Here is an 18059-nt window from a genome sequence, read left to right as displayed (position 1 = left end):
GAGCCCTCTGATTTAGAAAGGACTCGCATTCCTCACTACGAACCTATTACCGTTCGTAGTGAGGAATGCGAGTCCTCTGATTTAGAAAGGACTCGCATTCCTCACTACGAACCTATTACAACAACCCTTACCAGCAAACGGTTAACGCACGGGCGGCATAGTTTGAGATTTCACTGGGAACTTTCCTGATTGAAAACCGTCTGTTGCCCGATGATTTTAGCTTCGGGATCGTGTAAATAAATAAAAAGATTATTCACAAAAGCTCTGAAAATGTGTTTACAGTTATCCTGATTATTTTCATAGGTTTAGCTCCGTCCCTGGTGTCTTTGTGGGTGATGCGCTCTGCCGAAAGGCAAGCCAGCGAGAGAATTGCAGCGGCCAGGCGGGTGGTAGCAAATAGACCCCTACGAAGTGAACTAGCAATGGGCGATCGCACTTACGTAGAAGGCCTCGGTTATCCGATCGGCGATATCACTTGCGAGTATAACGCTCGCTCTAATTACATTCGCTGTGCAGTCAATCCTTCTGGGCCCTGTCAAGATTGTCGGTACTATCAAGCCAGAACTCTTGACGTTCGTTCTGAAAAGATATAGGTTGTATTGGGGTTGGTGTATGCAAATATTTGCTGAGGTAGTAATCCATCAGTTAATATGTACTTACGTGGAAGGGTTGTTGTTGAAGCTTTTTTGGGACTAGCCGCGCCCAAACTAAGTAATTAAAACCTAATCGAGCAGTATTGCTGGGTTAAATTGGCCCTAACTAGCGGATGGCGATCGGTATTTTTCTAGTTGATGACTTGCGCTCAGAAACCAGATTTAGATTGTAAATCTTGGTTGGGTTGCAAAAAATCTAGCTAGGAATAAAGAGGGTTTCTACTCTCTTGGGCGTAACTGGGGGAGAGCCAAGAAAATCGCAAATAGCTTACCAGCAAATCTGTAAATCGATTTCTCGAAAACATCATGAAAAATTCAGCACTAACAATTGTCTCGAGCATTTACCTTAAACAGAAATCTGCTCGAAGACTCTAAGTTGAAATTTTGAGAAGTTGCTTGTGGGTAACAATATTCTATTTTTGGCGATCGCAGATGAACGCAGTCTCAAACCTGGATTGTTGTCACTAACTAGACTGCAAGTCATAAATTTTTAATCCGCCTCGTCGATACAGGGTATGCCGATTTCAATTAAATTACACCGCCCAAAAACAATGCAGACAAGCCCCCGACTCAAGTCGCGAGCAGCCCAAAATTTTAGACTTTAGACTAAAGTTATAGCTCCCAGATTCATCTTTAGAGTCAATCTAAAATCTAAAATCGTTCGACGGAGTGAAGTCGAAGTCTAAAATCTCAAATTGACTGACACGAATTTTTTATGAGGCTGCATAGAAATCCGAAATCCGAAATCCGATCCCCCCTAACCCCCCTTAATAAGGGGGGGACAAGAGTCATTTCAAAGTCCCCCGACTATCGGGGGGATGCGAGGGGGATCGGAATATATGCAACTTCACATTAAATTGGCATGACACGAATTGGTTTAAGGGTTATATAAGCTGTCAGGGCTCGCATCCCAACAACATACCTCATCTTTCTGATAACCGCTATAGATTGTCAGGAACTCAGGGAGTCAACGCCACTGAGCTTGTAAGAAATTACAAGCTATTCTGACGGGCCTAAGTCTTAACTGACTACGTTATTTGAGTCACGACACCCTGGAATGCTCTCGCTAGTCCCTTGCTCTGTCATCTGCAATTAAACAGTTTTAAAGTCACTGAAACAGTGTTGCAGGTCTAAAAAGCTCTTATAACCTTGGGCGAAGCTAACATTACCCGAAAGGGATTCGGAGACAACCATATCTCCACAGAGGGGCAACCATACCCCTCTACCCCGCAAGGGGGATTCAAGGCGATTGAAATCGCTCTTGGAGTTTTCCTCTCAGGTCTAAAGACTCGCTCGTTTCCCACTTACCGAGTGTTTTTATGAGGGTTTAAACTGTCCAGTCTCAGCCCTCGCGCAGGCGATACAGCACTTTTGCTGGTCAAAAAGTAGAAAAAACAGGTTTCGCTCCTGGGCGGTGTCTCCGTACAGGTAATGACGGGTTCCGAAGTGTAGTCGATCGACCTTAAATCGGCTGTATTTCCCATGCTATCCAATAGCAAGATAGCAAAAATTTTGCTGGTAAAAATCCGGCTGTTGCTATTTCTAAGGCAATCCGTTTCAGTTAAAAAAGCTGGGTGCATCTGGTTTTTGAAGCCTGAAGAAGCATGACCGCATATAAGTTATTAGTTATATAGCGGTTCTCACAAAGATGAGGTACGTTGTTGGGCTTGGGCCCTTCTTGGTTTAAGTGGTTATATAAGCTGTCAGTTATACCTCATCTTTTTGAGAAAGGCTATAATTCCATATTGATTGCGGTCATGCTTTGCCCCTACGGATATATTTGCCTTGTGCCAGATGCACCCAAAAAGCTCCGGCCAACCCCCTCAAAAAAGGAGGGAAAGAAACTCTCTTTCGTCCCCCAACTATCATGGATACGAGGGCGATATCCGGGTAAGAAACAGCGATAGCCGAACAGTTTTGATTTCTAACAGTCAAACAACAGAGCGTCTAAATCTCAATTAAACCTTTGTTACAAGGTGATAATTATCACCTTTTAATGGGTATATTATACACAATCAACGAGGTAATCATATCATGAAAAGCATCGGCAACAAACCAATTTTTCTGAGCCAACAAAAAGCAGGTGATACGACCAGCATTGTTGGCAAAAATTCCCGAACAACAGCAACTCATACTCAGGAACAACCCATAAAAAAAATCAACGCAGACTGGTCTTTCCTGTCTCCAAAAATTGGTGGTGGCGCGGAAATTGAACACCTAGAGAGAGAATTTTTGCGATCGACCGAGTCGGTAGGCCCCGGGAATGTAAAAAATATACTGTTCATCGATGCCAGAGTAGAGAATAGTGACAGCTTGGCAAGAGGAGCAACAGCGGATACAGAGGTATTTTTACTGGACTCGATGCGGGATGGAGTCGATCGAATTACTAGAATTCTTGCTAATTGCAGCGATTTAGACAGCCTTCAAATAGTTGCTCACGGCCAAGAAGCCAGAGTACAACTCGGGTCAGTAGAACTGTGCAGCGACAACTTAGAAACCTACAGCCATTTGTTGCAGCAGTGGGGAAACTCCCTCAGCGAGAGAGGAAATATCTTGTTATTGGCTTGCCGGGGAGCCGCCGGGGAAAGCGGCCGGGCCTTCGTGCGGCGGCTCAGTGAAATTACTGGTAGAGAGATTGCAGCTTCCACAGGCTTGGTAGGGAGTGCGGCACTCGGTGGCAATTGGGAATTAGAATTTGCCACAGGAGAAATAGGCGCGAAAATTGCCGTTGAGCAAGAGGTGCTGGAGGCATACAGCGGAGTCCTCGGTACCTTAGTCAACGAAACATTTAGGAACGCCACAGTCAGGGGGCCTTGGCTCTACCGAGGACAAGACGGCAGGGTATTCGACCCCAGCTCAGTCTTTGAAGCCAACAGGCAAAGGATTCCCGGTATCACCGGAGGAAGTTCATCTGGGATACTTCCCGGTTTGGGTGGCGATGTACCACCCTCTGGGGCTTTGCAATTGACGACCAACGGTGTGGGACTGCCAGCCTTTGTTCTCTACGACAACCCCATACCCTCCACAGAGGGTCTGAAAATTACCTTCGATTTCTTTGCTTACAACGGCACTACTCTCCAAGGCCCAAACGGTTTTATCAGCCCGCAGCCAGGGGACGGCATTAGCTTCTTCCTGATTGACGGGTCAGCTAGCCCTACAGCAGCAGGAGGCTTTGGTGGTTCTCTGGGGTATGCCAACAACACCAATGGCAGCCAACCCGGATTGGTGGGAGGTTATTTGGGCATTGGACTGGATGAGTTTGGGAATTTTTCTAATGATACGGAAGGACGTGTTGGTGGAGCAGTAAATGGTACCATTCCTGGTTCAACTCTCGAAGGCTACAGACCTGATTCCATCACTCTCAGGGGTCGTCAAGCAGATAGTTATCGATTTTTAACAAACGCGATCTCTCCCATAGGTATCGACAACATCCCCAAAAGTATTGACTTTTTAGATGCTGGCGGTACTTATGACTTCAACAATAGTGTCACTACCACTCGAGATGCAGCCAAAAGAAGGATTCAAATTACCCTAGCCCCCTCAAATTCAGCAACTCCCAACAGGCTCACTATTGCCCTAGACCTGAATGGCGACGACTTGTTCACCGGCGCGAATGAAACTCTGATTGACATCCCAAATCTAGCAACTGAAAACGGAGCCATACCGCCTAATTTCAAATTTGGTTTTGCAAGTTCCACGGGAGTTGCAAGCAACTTCCACGAAATTCGCAACCTTGCCATCGAGACTGTCAATCCTACTCCCACCATCTCTGCTGATGTGGCCACCATCAAAAGTGGCCCGCAGTTCATCAAACCAGGTGCTGGCAGTATTACCTACACCATCACTACTACTAACAAGGGGACATCGCCGGCTGAACAAGTTTTGGTTCAAGACGAATTGCCTCCGGAACTCGTTCCTGTCGGCGGAGCCAATCCCATTCGCCAGATCAGTGGGGGCGGCCTTTACTCAAGCACGACGCGGAACGTCACCTGGCCGAGAATTCCCGTTCTCGGTGTCAATCAAAGCGTCACCTACACCTTGTCAGTTGCTTTACCCCCAAGTCTAAATCCTGGCAGCAGCTTAACCAACACCGCATTCAGCAGTGCCAGCACTTTCGACCCCGATCTCAGCAACAACGACGGTTCAACGTTCATAGGTCAACAACAGACTACTATCTCCCCTACTGTTGCCGATCTCGTTACTACCAAAAGCGGCCCCGTCACTTCTGTGGCCGGGTCAACGATTACCTATGTCCTGACCACAGCCAACCTGGGGCCAGACCCCGCTCTCAACGCGATCGTCACTGACAGCATTGTTCCGGGTTTGACTGGAGTCTCGGCATCGGACGGCGGCACTTACGATCCGGCTACAGGGATTGTCACCTTCCCGGTGCTGCAATCCCTAGCCATCAGTACAACAGTTAACCGCACTATCAGTTTTGTCGCCCCACCGACCCGTACTTCAATCAGCAACACGGCTCGCAGCAGCTCGGAGACACCCGACCCCTTTCCCCGCACCAACGACGGCAGTACCACAAATAAAGACGGCACTCCCACGAATTCCACTGTTGTCACGACTATTACGCCGATCGCTGATGTGGTAACAATTAAGAGCGGGCCGACGGGTGCGCTGCCTGGAACCCCTGTCAGCTACAGAATTACGACAGTCAATAACGGGCCGAGCCAAGCAGAAGCCGTCACGATCGCTGACAGCATCATTCCGGGCTTGACGGGAGTCACGGCATCGGACGGTGGCACCTATAACGCAGTTACGGGGATTGTCAGCTTCCCTGCTGTTGCGATCGCCAGTGGCGTTACAGTCGATCGGACGATCGGCTTTGTGCCCCCAGTCGCCCTCCCCTCAATCAAAAACACGGCAACAAGCTCCTCGGCGACTCCCGACCCCACCCCAGGCAACAACAACGGCACAAACCCTGAGTCCAGTGTCAGCACTACGCTCGGAGCTATTGCCGATGTTGTTACCACCAAAAGTGGGCCCACCGCTACTACGGCCGGTCGCACAATCAGCTACACGATCGCCACAGCCAACATCGGCCCGAGTCAGGCAGAAGGCGTCACGATTACTGACAGCATCGTTCCCGGCTTGACGGGAGTCACGGCATCGGACGGCGGTACGTACAACCCAGTTACCGGGATTGTTACATTCCCTGGGATTGCACTCGCCAGTGGCGCATCAGTCAATCGGACGATCGGCTTTGTCGCCCCAGGTACCCTGACCTCAATCAGAAATACGGCTCGGAGCTCCTCGACGACTCCCGACCCGATCGGCACCAACAACGACGGCAGTACCACCAATCAAGACGGCAGTACCACCAACTCATCTGTTTCTACCAGCATCACGCCCAGCGCTGATGTGGTAACAACCAAAAGCGGATCGACGCTCGCCATTCCCGGTGCCACAGTCAGCTACACGATCGCCACAGCCAACAACGGCCCGAGTCCGGCAGAAGGCGTCACGATTACTGACAGCATCATTCCGGGCTTGACGGGAATCACGGTATCCGACGGCGGCACCTACAACGCGGCTACAGGGATTGTCAGTTTCCCCGGTATTTCGATCGCCAGCGGCGTATCAGTCACTCGGACGATCGGCTTTATCGCCCCAACTACCCTGACTAGCGTCAGAAACACGGCTCGGAGCACCTCGACGACTCCCGACCCGGCCCCTGGCAACAACGACGGCACAAGTCCTAATGCCACTGTCAGCACTTCGATCGGTGCTGTGGCCGATGTGGTAACTAGGAAAAGTGGGCCCGCGAGCGCCAATCCTGGAACCACAGTCAGCTACACAATTAGCACGGCAAACAACGGCCCGAGCACAGCAGAAGGCGTCACGATTACTGACAGCATCATTCCCGGCTTGACGGGAGTCACGGCATCCGACGGCGGCACCTACAACGCAGCTACGGGGGTTGTCAGCTTTCCTGCGATTGCGATCGCCAATGGCATTACAGTCAATCGGACGATCGGCTTTATCGCCCCCACAACCCTGACTAGCGTCAAAAACACGGCTCGGAGCACCTCGACGACTCTTGACCCCACCCCGGGCAACAACGACGGTTCCGATCCTACTGCCACTGTCAGCACTACCCTCGGTGCTGTGGCCGATGTGGTGACAACCAAAAGCGGGCAGACGATCGCCACTGCTGGAACCACAGTCACCTACACCATTAGCACAGCCAACAAGGGCCCGAGTCCCGCAGAAGGCGTCACGATTACTGACAGCATCATTCCCGGCTTGACAGGAGTCACGGCATCCGACGGCGGGATTTACAACCCAACCACAGGGATTGTTACCTTTCCTGCTATTGCGATCGCCAATGGCATTACAGTCAATCGGACGATCGGCTTTATCGCCCCAACAACCCTGACTAGCGTCAAAAACACGGCTCGGAGCAGTTCAGTCACTTCTGACCCCACCCCGGGAAACAACGACGGTTCCGATCCTAATGCCACGGTGACCACCAGTGTCAGCACGACGCCGCGCCGCAACATCCCCCCTACAGCAGAAAACGATAACGTCACTCTGGGGCGAAACAGCGCTGTCAGGCTGGCGAACTTGGGAGGAACAGACACAGACGGCACTGTGGTTTCCTTCACGATCGACACTTTGCCTCCAACAAATGAAGGCGTACTGTTCTTGGGCGACCCGGCTAACGGCGGAGTAGCGATTACAGCCGGTCAAGTCCTGACGCCGGCTCAAATCAGCCAGTTGTTCTTCCGATCCACCGGCACTTTTACAGGGGCAAACTTTACCTACAGCAGCACGGACGATCGAGGAGATCGGAGTCTCGCAGCTACCGTTGCCCTAATTCCGCTGCAGGTCAAGGAACCGCCGGTACCAGTCAATACCAACTCTCCTGTAGCGCCGAACGCCACCATCAACCTCACGGGGCTGATAGCAAACGACCCGGATAGCCCGATCGCTTCTTACAAGATCGACACTCTGCCCCCCGCAGACCAAGGCGTCCTATTTTTGGGCGATCCGGCTAACGGCGGAGTGGCAATTACACCAGGTCAAGTCCTCACCCCAACGCAAATCAACCAACTATTCTTCCGGGCCACAGGCGCGTTCAGAGGGGCCAGCTTTACCTACAGCGCGACAGACACCACCGGGTTGCCCAGTCCGGCCCCCGCTACTGCATCCCTGTTCCCGCCTCCGGTTAACCTACCCCCGGTTGCTAACAACGCCAGCGTCAGCTTGTTACCCGGTAGCGCTATCAACATCCCCGGACTCGGAGGATCGGACGACGGCACTGTGGTTTCTTTCAAAATTGAGACTCTGCCGCCAACTAATGAAGGCGTGCTGTTCTTGGGCGATCCGGCCAACGGGGGAGTACGAGTTACAGCCGGTCAAGTCCTGACGCCAGCTCAAATTACTCAGTTGTTCTTCCAGGCGGGCACCGATTTTAAAGGGGCAAACTTCACCTACAGCGCCACCGACAACCTCGGTGCTACCAGCGCGGCCGTTGCTACTGTCTCCGCACTGCCGATCGTACTTAACCAACCGCCGGTACCATTTAATGCCAATACCTCGGCGGCCCCCAGCAGCACGATTACTGTGCCCGGACTAGCCGGACGAGACCCCGATCCAAGCGATACGATCGCCTCCTTCGACATCAAAACCCTGCCACCAATAGCTCAAGGCCGTCTGTTCTTAGGCGATCCAGCCAGCGGCGGAGTTCCAATTACGATCGGTCAGATCCTGACGCCTGCTTCGATTAACCAATTGTTCTTCCAGGCATCGGGCAACTTCACGGGTACCACCTTTACCTACGGCGTCACAGACAGCCGCAGCCTAGGCAGTCCTACTGCGGCAACTATCTCAATTTTGGCCGCACCTGTCCCGCCGACGCCGACGCCGACGCCCACACCCATACCGCCAACACCCACGCCAATTCGGCAACCGACGCCCACACCCACACCGATACAGGCACCCACGCCCACACCGGTACCCACCCCCACACCAGAAATCCCGCAGCCACCGACACCGACACCGACACCCACACCCCCGCCTATCGGGCCAGTAACCGTACCTGAGACGGACTGCGATTGCGACCCCTTACCCCTGCTGCCTCCGATTACATTTATCCAACCGCAGGCAGGGCAAATACTCAACTTCGACTCTAACGCCGTAGAACTCACCGACATCCAAAACACGATCCTCGGCACTCCCGGAGACGACTATTTAGGCGGGAACGACACTAACGAACTGTTTCTTGCCGAAGCTGGAAACGACATAGTTTTAGGTGAAGACGGCGCTGATATTGTCTTCGGAGACCAAGGGGCAGACTTCATCGCGGCCGATCGAGACAACGATATCGTTTACGCTGGCAAAGAAAATGATGTGGTGTTTGGAGGGAAACAAAACGATCGCATTTTTGGCGATCGCGGTGCGGACTTATTGTCGGGCGATCGCGGTGAAGATACGATCGTCGGCGACAACGGCAACAACATCGACTTGACTGGTAACGAAGCCGATCTGATTTTCGGTGGCGAAGGAGGAGATGCGATCGCTGGCAGTCAAGGCAACGACATCGTTTTCGCCGGCAAAGGCCCAGACATCGCCTACGGTGGCAAAGAAGACGACGCGATCTTCGGCGATAAGGGCCGTGACAGCCTCTACGGCGACAGCGGTAACGATTCCCTGTTTGGTGGTGTCCTCAACTCCCTAGATAGCGACCCAGACGGTCAAGATTTGCTGTTTGGAGGCAATGGCAATGACGTACTGTTCGGCCAAGAAGGCGACGATACTTTGCTAGGTGGCAACGGCCGGGATTTGGCCTATGGAGGCAAAGGGGGCGATCGCGTTTTTGGCGAAACTGCTTCCGACACTCTCTACGGCAATCAAGGTTCTGATACCATCGTCGGCGACTACGGTACTGCTGTTGGCACCACAATTGCTACTGATGAAGGCGACTTAATTTTCGGCAACGATAGCGGCGACATCATCGGCGGCGGCAGCGGTAACGACAGCATTTTTGGCGGAAAAGGCAATGACTTAGTTTACGGCGGCAAAGACAATGACCTGATTTGGGGCGAACTCGGTTCCGACACCCTTGTCGGGGACGAGGGAGAGGATTCGCTTTACGGCGGCTTGCAAAACGAATTAGTCAGCGACGCCAACGGCCGCGATTTGCTGTTTGGGGGCAAGGGTAACGACTATCTCAACGGCGGTGAGAGTTCCGACTCTCTCGGCGGCGGAGAGGGTAACGATACTGTTCGCGGCGGCAAGGATGACGATTTGGTGCACGGAGATGCCGGCGATGACTTGATGTACGGCGATGGCGGCAGCGATATTATGTGCGGCGATGATGGCAACGATACCATGTATGGCGATCGCGACGATAACCAAGATGTCTCCGTGGGTGCTAACGGCCAGCAAGAGTGCATGGACGGTGGCAACGGCGACGACTTGTTATATGGCAATGAAGGCCAAGATACCCTCAACGGATCTGACGGTAGCGACACTCTCTACGGAGGAACAGATAACGACATTCTCAACGGCGGTGCAGGAGATGACTGGCTGTTTGGCGGTGCGGGCGAGGATACTTTAATTGGAGGTATTGGGAGCGATCGTTTTGTGTTAAATGACAACAGCGGTATCGATACTGTCCTTAATTTTGAAGTAGGAATCGATAAGTTTGCTTTAGGTGGGGGCTTGAGTTTTGCTCAGTTGCAAATTAACTCGACTGCGAACGGCACAGTCCTGCAAATAGCCTCTACTGGGCAGGTTGTAGCTAATATTTTCGGAGCCAGTAATGCTATTACTGCTCTGGATTTTGTGACTTTTTCCCAGTAAACAGCACCGTGCATTTAATGCGCCAAATTTGACCTAACATTGAGAAACCCGGTTTGCGAATAAACTGGGTTTCTCAATATTTAATATTAAATTCTGCTGGATCGGAATGATTGAACCGCAGAGGGCGCAGAGGACACAGAGAGAGAGAGAATAGAGAGATGAATTATTCGGATGAAGAGCGGATTTTAGATAATTTGAGATTTAAGATTTTACAATCGCGATCGAATTTCATTTCACCTGGATTACCAAGGACTACCAATCATTGCAAAAGCCGACCAAAAATAGGGATGAGTGAGATTTTGTGCAGTCAAGCTATCTTCCCGTAATGGGTTCCCGGCGGGTAGGGAATCGCCATTACCTGCCATCTCTCCGATGGCTTGCTGGCTATTTTGCCCTCCCCGTTTGGCTGCAACAAAAGGGCCCCGCAAAACTCCATTTTCGATCCGAACTTGACCTTGGATCATAGCTATTTGCGCTGCTCTGAGAGCTTCAGCTTTGATCGGAGCTGTTTTTAATTGATGGTAAAATTCGCTCATCAATGCTAACGTACCTTCATCAGAAACATACCACAAACTCGCTAAAGCCGACTTAACTCCTGCTTGAAATGCCAAGCCAGCAAAACCCATTTCCGTTTTTTCGTCTCCGAGTGCTGTGCGGCAAGCTGATAGTACCAACAACTCCACAGGTGGATTGTTCCACCCCAAATTTCTGAGTTGATCTAATTGCAGTTTTCCATCCCACAGTTGAATAAAAGAGTTGCTCGCTGCTCCCGGTTTAAACTCGCCGTGAGTTGCTAAATGAATTATTTGATATGGATTTCTACTGCGTTGGGATTTCAGGTTATTCAGGGTAAATTGTTCGTTCAAGAAAGATTTACCCTGCCACAAATCTACAATAGTAGATAGTTCTGTTGGCACTGCTGGTAGGGGATCTAACCGATCGAATTGAGCGGCTCCCATTGCTAAAACAGAGGCATTTTGTAGCGATACATAGCGGGTATCGGTAAGCGAAATAGCGGGGATTAGACTGAGAGAATATTTTTCCACCAGGAATTGTTTGCCGTCATAAAGAGCAGCTAAGGGGAGACTCCGCAAACCGGTATCCAGTGAAAATAACAGCGTATTGATATTTTGTTCCTGCAAGTCTGTTTCTAAAGGTGCAATCAGCAAACTGTAAAGTTTTTGAGCGGATGCTTTGTAGCTGGTGGTGTTCAGATTCCGAGGATTCAAGATTTCTTCGCGGAATTCCGTTGCTAGTTTGATGATGTTCTGCCGATTGGCTTCCGGTACGGTTTTTCTAATCGCCGAACCTTCGGGAGAGAACAGTAATAATTCTACTCGATCGCTAAATAAGTTAATATAAATAATTGCCGATTTCTTGCCTGTTTGTGAAGCTACTTTGAGCAAAGTTTCGCGAATATTTTCAGCACCGAGATTGGGATTGGTAAAGCCATTCCCAAAATAGTCAGCATATTTCTCAGCTCGGTTTATATCTAAAGATAGCATGGAATTGATGTTAGCAATTGCCTGCAAATTTGCCGGAGGATTCGCTACACCACTGGGAATATTCGGGACGCCGGGGGGTAGAGTCTGCCCGGGGCGCCCCCGCATTTGAGTTATATTGGGCGCAGCAAGCATCGGGGGATTGCCGGGAAGACTGCTAGCATCAATTACCTGAATGTTGGGAGCCAGTGTTGGAGCTTTATTAGAATTAGTCTGTTGGTTGATAATAGAGTTTGACTGGCTAGTGGTAAAAATGGAAGTGCGATCGATATTCCCATTTGTCGGCAAGTTATTAATAATCGGAGGCGCAGACAACAGCTCGATATTATTCATCATCGGCACGGGAAAACCTCTAGGAATAAGCTGTTGGTTGATAGGAAAATTTGGCTGGATATTGGGTGCCAGAGCATTTTGCAGATTGTTACCCTGTTGCAAAAATTGAGTGGCTAAATTGGAAGGAACCTGAATATTATTAGGAAGAAAATTTAAATTATCCGTATTAGGTTGTGGGGACATCACAACATTAGTATTATTAGGAGTGACATTGAGATTTGCCGTATTAAGCTGTGGAGGCATATCGTCCTTATTGTCATTAGCAGGCGGATTGCGATTGTTGGTATTAGTAGGTTGTGGAGCGCTGGCACCATTATTGGTATTAGCAGGCGGATTGGGATTGCTCGTATTAGTAGGCTGTGGAGATGTTTGAGCTGTTCCGCTGTTATTTTGACTTAAATTATTAGGAGGGAGAGTTTGCGAGGCAGATCTGGTTAATTGAACGCTACCGTCACTATTAACAGCAATATCTGAAGCATTATTAACTTTTTCACCCTTACCTGTCAGCAATTCTGGAAGAGTTGCAGATGAGTTCTCGCTGGATGTATTGGGATTTTCCCCTTGAGAATTCAATGCTTTGCTGCTGACTTCTATACTGAGCAAATATCCTGGTTGGCTGATGCGGACAACACTTTGACCCGTTACTGAAAGGATATTAATTGTACCTCCAGGTGCTGTAACTTGACCTGTATTTGTAACCGTGCCACCGAGTAAAGTTATATTTTGCCATGATTTTACCGCCAAATTGCCGCGATTCACAATGCTGGCAGGTGTCACATCCGAAAATACAAAACTGCTGGGATTTCCTGTTAAATTGAGATAGTTGTTAGAACCGATCGCGTTCAAAAAATTATTACCAAAACCGATGCTATTAGCAGTTGTAGCAGTAAAGGATGCGGGTACATTTAACTGAGAGTTACTGCCAAAAACAATACCCGCTGGATTGATTAAAAATAAATTGGAATTGCCACCGCTAACTTGGATCGAGCCATTAATTATAGACGCCTCACCGCCAACAACTCGCCCTAAAATATTTTGGATGTTAGGATTGGAAATAAAATTCGCTGTTTGATTTTGGTTCAAGCCAAACCGTTGGAAAGTATGGAAAAGATTGACCCCATCTCCCGATAGTTTACCACCGCTAATATCGAGTCGATTTCCTTGAGGGACGATGGTAGTACCGGTGCCGTCATTCGCGGGGATAACCGATTGCCCGAAAGCAGCCGTTTCCCCGAGTAACAAGCAAAATGATAAAATTAAAAACAACTTTTTTGCTTGATTTTTTGTTTGATTTTTTGCGATTTGGTACAGTAAAATCATTATCCAGAACCTTCCACTACTAAACAAACATTTCCGGGCATCCAGTCGCTAACTAATTTAGAGATTATCTCGGCCAGATCGAAGTCTTGTTGTGTCAGCCCCTCTGCATCGTGAGTTGTGAGACTTATCGTGACGCGGTTGTAAGCAATAGCAATATCGGGATGGTGACCGGCTTTTTCTGAGGGGGAAATCAGACAATTTACAAAGCTGACAGCTTCGACAAAATTTTTAAATTCGTGAGTATATTTAATACTTTTACCTTCTCTAGTCCAATTAGGCAAATTTTGCAAGCGCTGAGAAATTTCCTTTTCGCTTAAGGGTTTGAGTTTGCTATTTTCATAATTTTGTGCTACGAATTTAGAGGATATTGAGCGATAAGCGGGTGCAACCTGTTCGGCTGTTGGCGGGATTCCATCAGGCGAAGCAAGAAGGAAGAAAGAGGAAGGAAGAAAGACGAAGGAAGAAAGACGAAGGAAGAGGAAAGAAGGAATCAGGAAGTTTAGCAATGATTTTGTAATCGATGTTAGTGATTGAAGGAAGAAGCAAGAAAGACGAAGGAAGAGGGAAGAGAGAAGAAGTAGGCTGCGTCGCTACAAGAATTCTGGATATTTACAATTATGGCATAGCGACTCACCTTATCGCGATCCTTTCCCAGAAATCACGATCGCAACTAATGACTGCTGGCTAATGACTAACAGACATATTCAATAACTCTCAATATCTTTCCCCGCTTGGTTTCTGGCGATCGAACCCTTAAAGCACCGATCGCCAGAAACCAACCTTTCAATACTACAAACCGTTTTTCAAGCAACCGGACACAATTAATTGCACACTCAAAGGTCGGAAATTACTAATTTACAAGCTTGGCGAGCGATCGTAATGTAATTAATATTGTCCTTAACAAATAAAGGTACGTAGTTGGGCTTTAGCCTCCTTTATCTATACGTCTAAAGGAGGCTAAAGCTCAACTACGTACCTATTTCTATCTCCCAACAATAAAACTACCATGCTTCGATCGGGGGATGTGAGGGGATCTCTTGGAATTTATTATTCAAAGCAGGGCTATTTCATTCTCAGGACTATTGCGATTTTGCAGGGGTAGTGCCCCGTGCCTACCCCCTCTACTCGGAGAGGGCGGGCACTCTTGGCACCGCCCCTACAAGAGAATGAAATAGCCCTGTTATTCAAAGCGTATTGCAAAAAAATATTAGTGCGGAAGGCAAGTCCGCATCCACCTGACGACTAAACTCCTCATTACAAACCCAACTGGTGTTTCTTTAAAAAATCTAGTCCTAAAAAAATAGCTGCGATACTTCCAGCTACACAAATTTCTCGGTTAGTTATTTTCAACAAAACTTCTGAAATGGGTACTAAAACTACTTCAATATCTTCTGTAATATCCAATTCGATTTGGCTGGCAAGCTTGAAATTTTTACCAAAATATAGGTAAATAGAATTAGTGTCTTTTACGGGATTGTCGTATAAAACTGCTAGTTCCAAAATTTGTTCAGCAACATATCCGGTTTCTTCAGCCAGTTCTCGGGCGGCAGCAGCTTTGCCACTTTCTTCGGCAGGATAGAAACTCCCAGCCGGGAGTTCAAGTAAAATTTCGCCGACGCCATGCCTGTACTGACGCACGCATACAAGTTCTTGCTGTTCCGTCACCGCAAATATTAGGGCGATATTGGGCCGGACATTAATAAAAAAGTCGTCGATAATTTGTCCGCTTGGCAATTCTATTTCATCTTGCCTGACTTGACACCACTTGTGGTTGAATACCAAGCGCGATCGCAGTAATTTCCATTTAGTTAAATTTTTCATATTATTGAATTCTTCATAAAACGCGGACGACTAATCCTTCTTCGGCTGCTTATGGCGTACCTTACCCTACTTGAAGGGTCAGGAAAAGAAAAGAAGGATGAATGCGTATCTGCTGGCATCCGGCATCAGGCAGAAAGTGTTAATATCAAATCCGTTAACATCGTCCTGTATTTATCTCTCTCTTCCCTTTCTCTGTGTTCTCTGCGTTCTCTGCGGTTAAATCATTCCGATCCAACCGGAAACGATATAACTTCCAATTTTCCAATTACCCATTAATGCTAAACTTTCAGCGTCAAGCCACCCTTGCCGTTAGCGGTACGGCCGATCGCACTTATCCCGTAGATAATCGCCCGCAACACCTCTACCAAAAAAAATTATCCTCGAAGCTAGTTAAAATCTCAACTTTTACGAGAAAGAATTGCTTGAAAGCGTGCACGCCCGGGAGAAATTAAAATCCGACGATTCATTACTCCAATTCTCTGACTTAATGGTAGAGGTAGCTCTTAAACTGTCAACTGTCAACTGTCAACTGTCAACTGTTGAAACAGCCATGCAATACAAAAAATTACAGCCTAAATTTTGGACAGACTTACATAAACTTACTGCTAATTGTTTGGTATCCTCATTTTTAGGCTCTGTGTCGATCGCCCTGAGCATAGCAGCAGCCACCGCAGTTGCGACAGTCCAAATCGCACAGCAACCAGCCAATGCTTCTACACTCACCAGTTGGCGGTTCGATCCAGCCACAAATCAGCTAGAAATTACTCTCCCAGAGGGCAGAAATCCTACCTATTCCCTACTCAACCCGTCTCAAATTGCTGTGGATTTGCCCAATACTCCGATCGCCGTTGATGCAACTCAGCTATACCCGCAAGGCAATGTACGTTCCGTGGCGGTAATTCAACTACCATCAGGAAGCATGAGAATTTTGGTAAATTTGTCTCCCGGAGTGGCTTTCAACGGCGAACAAATTAAATTTCAAAGAGTCGGGGTAGAAAATCGCTGGGTGTTGCGTCCCTCGATCGAGCCTGCTTCCTACCAGGCAACTCTCGAAACGCCAGCACCACCTGCAAAACCAGTAACACCTAACCCGCCGTCGGCCGCTTCTAACTCAACTGCTGCTAAAACGCCTGTCGAACCTGCCTCGGCTGAAGCAATAACTTACGAGCAAAACTCTTCGGGGCAGTCAACTGCCAACGACCAAATCCGACCGATAAATGTGCCTTTAGTCAGGGTTCCGGTTAACAGACGGCAGGGGGTAAGTTCTGCCCCTGTACGCCGTCCTGTCGCGTCTCAGGAGCGGATTATCGATTTTGGTGAACCGCTTCGGTAAAATTGCTTTGAGTCGATCGCACCTATACTTCGATAATCCGATCGTCAGAGTTAGAAATTTTGACCTTCACTGGGTGGAGCGATCGAACCCGGTTGGTTGAGGAACAGGTTTTTAGCGCCGTCGTTTTGGTAAATACAGTTAATTTCAGGTTGAGATTCCAGGGCGCCAGTGAAGCCAAAGGTGTTCATGCGATTTTTACACTCGCGCACTTGCTCTTGATCGATCAGTTTTCTTTGTTCGAGAATTGCCCAGTTATTGGTTCGCAGGACGCATCCGGGACGCATACTCGGCTGGGATATGTAGACGTTGAAGGGGTTGAGGGTGACGAAGAGGCGCATATCTGTCACCATGGCGCTGGCTCCAAACTGCACGCAAAGTTCGGGGTTCGGGGCGCTGCGATCGATAAATTCGCGGGATGCTACGTTTGCTGGGCTAATTGTAGCTGTGGAACTGAAGGCAATGCCGATCCCAATTCCCAGAATAAAAACTGCTGTTAAAATCCCTAGGGTGGCGGAATTGAGGAAAGAGGGTTTGCCAGACTGAGGTTGTCGTCGCGACGATCCGCCAAATGGCCCGGAGTCTTCATCTCCCCGGAATGGGTCGCCGAATCTGTCTCTGTCGTTGTAGGAGTTAGGTTTGCGTTTCATATAACGTTCAGTCCGTTCTGGGGATTTAACAGCTAGTAGTTTTTTATTTTTAACCGATCTTGCCTTTCTATAATATTATGACGCTAGACAGGTGGTGGCTGCGGGCTTAGGACACTTCATCTGGGTTTGGTATCGTTCACAGCTCGCGATCGGCTAGGCAGCTGCCTTGTCTGAATTTGGAGATTTTAACAATTCGCCGGGAACTCCCCCACATCGCGTAATGACTGTCCGTTCGCTCATTTTCTCTAGTGCTTTATGAATTAATCTGACGCTAAATAACACCATATGTAGTGTCATTTGTGTGAAATTTATCCACAGTAGCTTTCTCAAAATTTATGCACATATTTGAAGTTATGTCAATATTTTTTTTGTGCCTGTAATGCCTATTCGTTCGTAGATAAATCCAGACACTCGATCAAAATGAGCGAACACAGAGTAATCAAGGAACAGCGAAGCGATGCACGGTAATGTAGCAGGTGGGGGATGAGAGGCTCTTGGATGGAGCGAAGCAGAATCCACAAACAATCACGGCGTACTGTCAAAAGCACATTTACCACTTTCTTGGATTTATGTTAAATTAGAAATATGAAAAAAGCGGCCAAAGTACGAATTTATCCAGACAACACAC

At 48.6% G+C, this 18059-nt stretch carries 7 protein-coding genes; 3 read left to right on the top strand and 4 right to left on the bottom strand.

Annotation, left to right across the window (positions count from 1 at the left end; genetic code table 11):
• Window positions 1-272 precede the first annotated feature (272 nt).
• Both QZ918_RS01620 and QZ918_RS01615 read left to right on the top strand, forming a co-directional pair.
• Window positions 273-593 (top strand): DUF6464 family protein, encoded by a 321-nt coding sequence (locus tag QZ918_RS01620; RefSeq protein WP_293330276.1) that lies wholly within the window; start codon window positions 273-275, stop codon window positions 591-593.
• Window positions 594-2687: 2094 nt separating this feature from the next.
• Window positions 2688-10475 (top strand): DUF4347 domain-containing protein, encoded by a 7788-nt coding sequence (locus QZ918_RS01615; RefSeq protein ID WP_293330273.1) that lies wholly within the window; start codon window positions 2688-2690, stop codon window positions 10473-10475.
• A 242-nt stretch (window positions 10476-10717) separates the two neighbouring features.
• Here QZ918_RS01615 and QZ918_RS01610 read toward each other — a convergent pair whose 3' ends face one another.
• The 3 genes from QZ918_RS01610 to QZ918_RS01600 all read right to left on the bottom strand — a co-directional run bounded on the left by QZ918_RS01610 (window position 10718) and on the right by QZ918_RS01600 (window position 15451).
• On the bottom strand, window positions 10718-13630 hold the full coding sequence (locus QZ918_RS01610) for a CHAT domain-containing protein (RefSeq protein WP_293330270.1): 2913 nt from the start codon (window positions 13628-13630) through the stop codon (window positions 10718-10720).
• Window positions 13630-14136: a 4a-hydroxytetrahydrobiopterin dehydratase gene (locus QZ918_RS01605; RefSeq protein ID WP_527250376.1), complete on the bottom strand. Its 507-nt coding sequence runs from the start codon at window positions 14134-14136 to the stop codon at window positions 13630-13632. The genes QZ918_RS01610 and QZ918_RS01605 overlap by 1 nt, the downstream gene beginning before the upstream one ends.
• A gap of 748 nt (window positions 14137-14884) precedes the next feature.
• Complete coding sequence (locus QZ918_RS01600) at window positions 14885-15451, bottom strand: NUDIX hydrolase (RefSeq protein ID WP_293330267.1); 567 nt, start codon at window positions 15449-15451, stop codon at window positions 14885-14887.
• 418 nt (window positions 15452-15869) lie between these two features.
• Here QZ918_RS01600 and QZ918_RS01595 point away from each other — a divergent pair, with 418 nt between their 5' ends.
• Window positions 15870-16784 carry an AMIN domain-containing protein gene (locus tag QZ918_RS01595; protein WP_293330264.1) on the top strand — a complete coding sequence of 305 codons (915 nt, stop codon included), beginning with the start codon at window positions 15870-15872 and terminating at the stop codon, window positions 16782-16784.
• Between the two features lie 50 nt (window positions 16785-16834).
• Here QZ918_RS01595 and QZ918_RS01590 read toward each other — a convergent pair whose 3' ends face one another.
• On the bottom strand, window positions 16835-17431 hold the full coding sequence (locus QZ918_RS01590) for a DUF3172 domain-containing protein (protein WP_293330261.1): 597 nt from the start codon (window positions 17429-17431) through the stop codon (window positions 16835-16837).
• Between the last annotated feature and the right edge of the window lie 628 nt (window positions 17432-18059).

Source organism: Microcoleus sp. CAWBG58, from assembly GCF_020883045.1.
In the GTDB taxonomy this organism is placed as follows: domain Bacteria; phylum Cyanobacteriota; class Cyanobacteriia; order Cyanobacteriales; family Microcoleaceae; genus Microcoleus.
The sequence above is the reverse complement of the archived record's forward strand: the minus strand, read 5'-3'. Positions and strand labels throughout refer to the sequence as shown.

Coding starts and splice junctions, on each gene's coding strand:
- QZ918_RS01615 (WP_293330273.1), top strand. CDS start 2,688: ATGAAAAGCATCGGCAACAAACCAATTTTTCTGAGCCAACAAAAAGCA.
- QZ918_RS01590 (WP_293330261.1), bottom strand. CDS start 17,431: ATGAAACGCAAACCTAACTCCTACAACGACAGAGACAGATTCGGCGAC.
- QZ918_RS01610 (WP_293330270.1), bottom strand. CDS start 13,630: ATGATTTTACTGTACCAAATCGCAAAAAATCAAACAAAAAATCAAGCA.
- QZ918_RS01600 (WP_293330267.1), bottom strand. CDS start 15,451: ATGAAAAATTTAACTAAATGGAAATTACTGCGATCGCGCTTGGTATTC.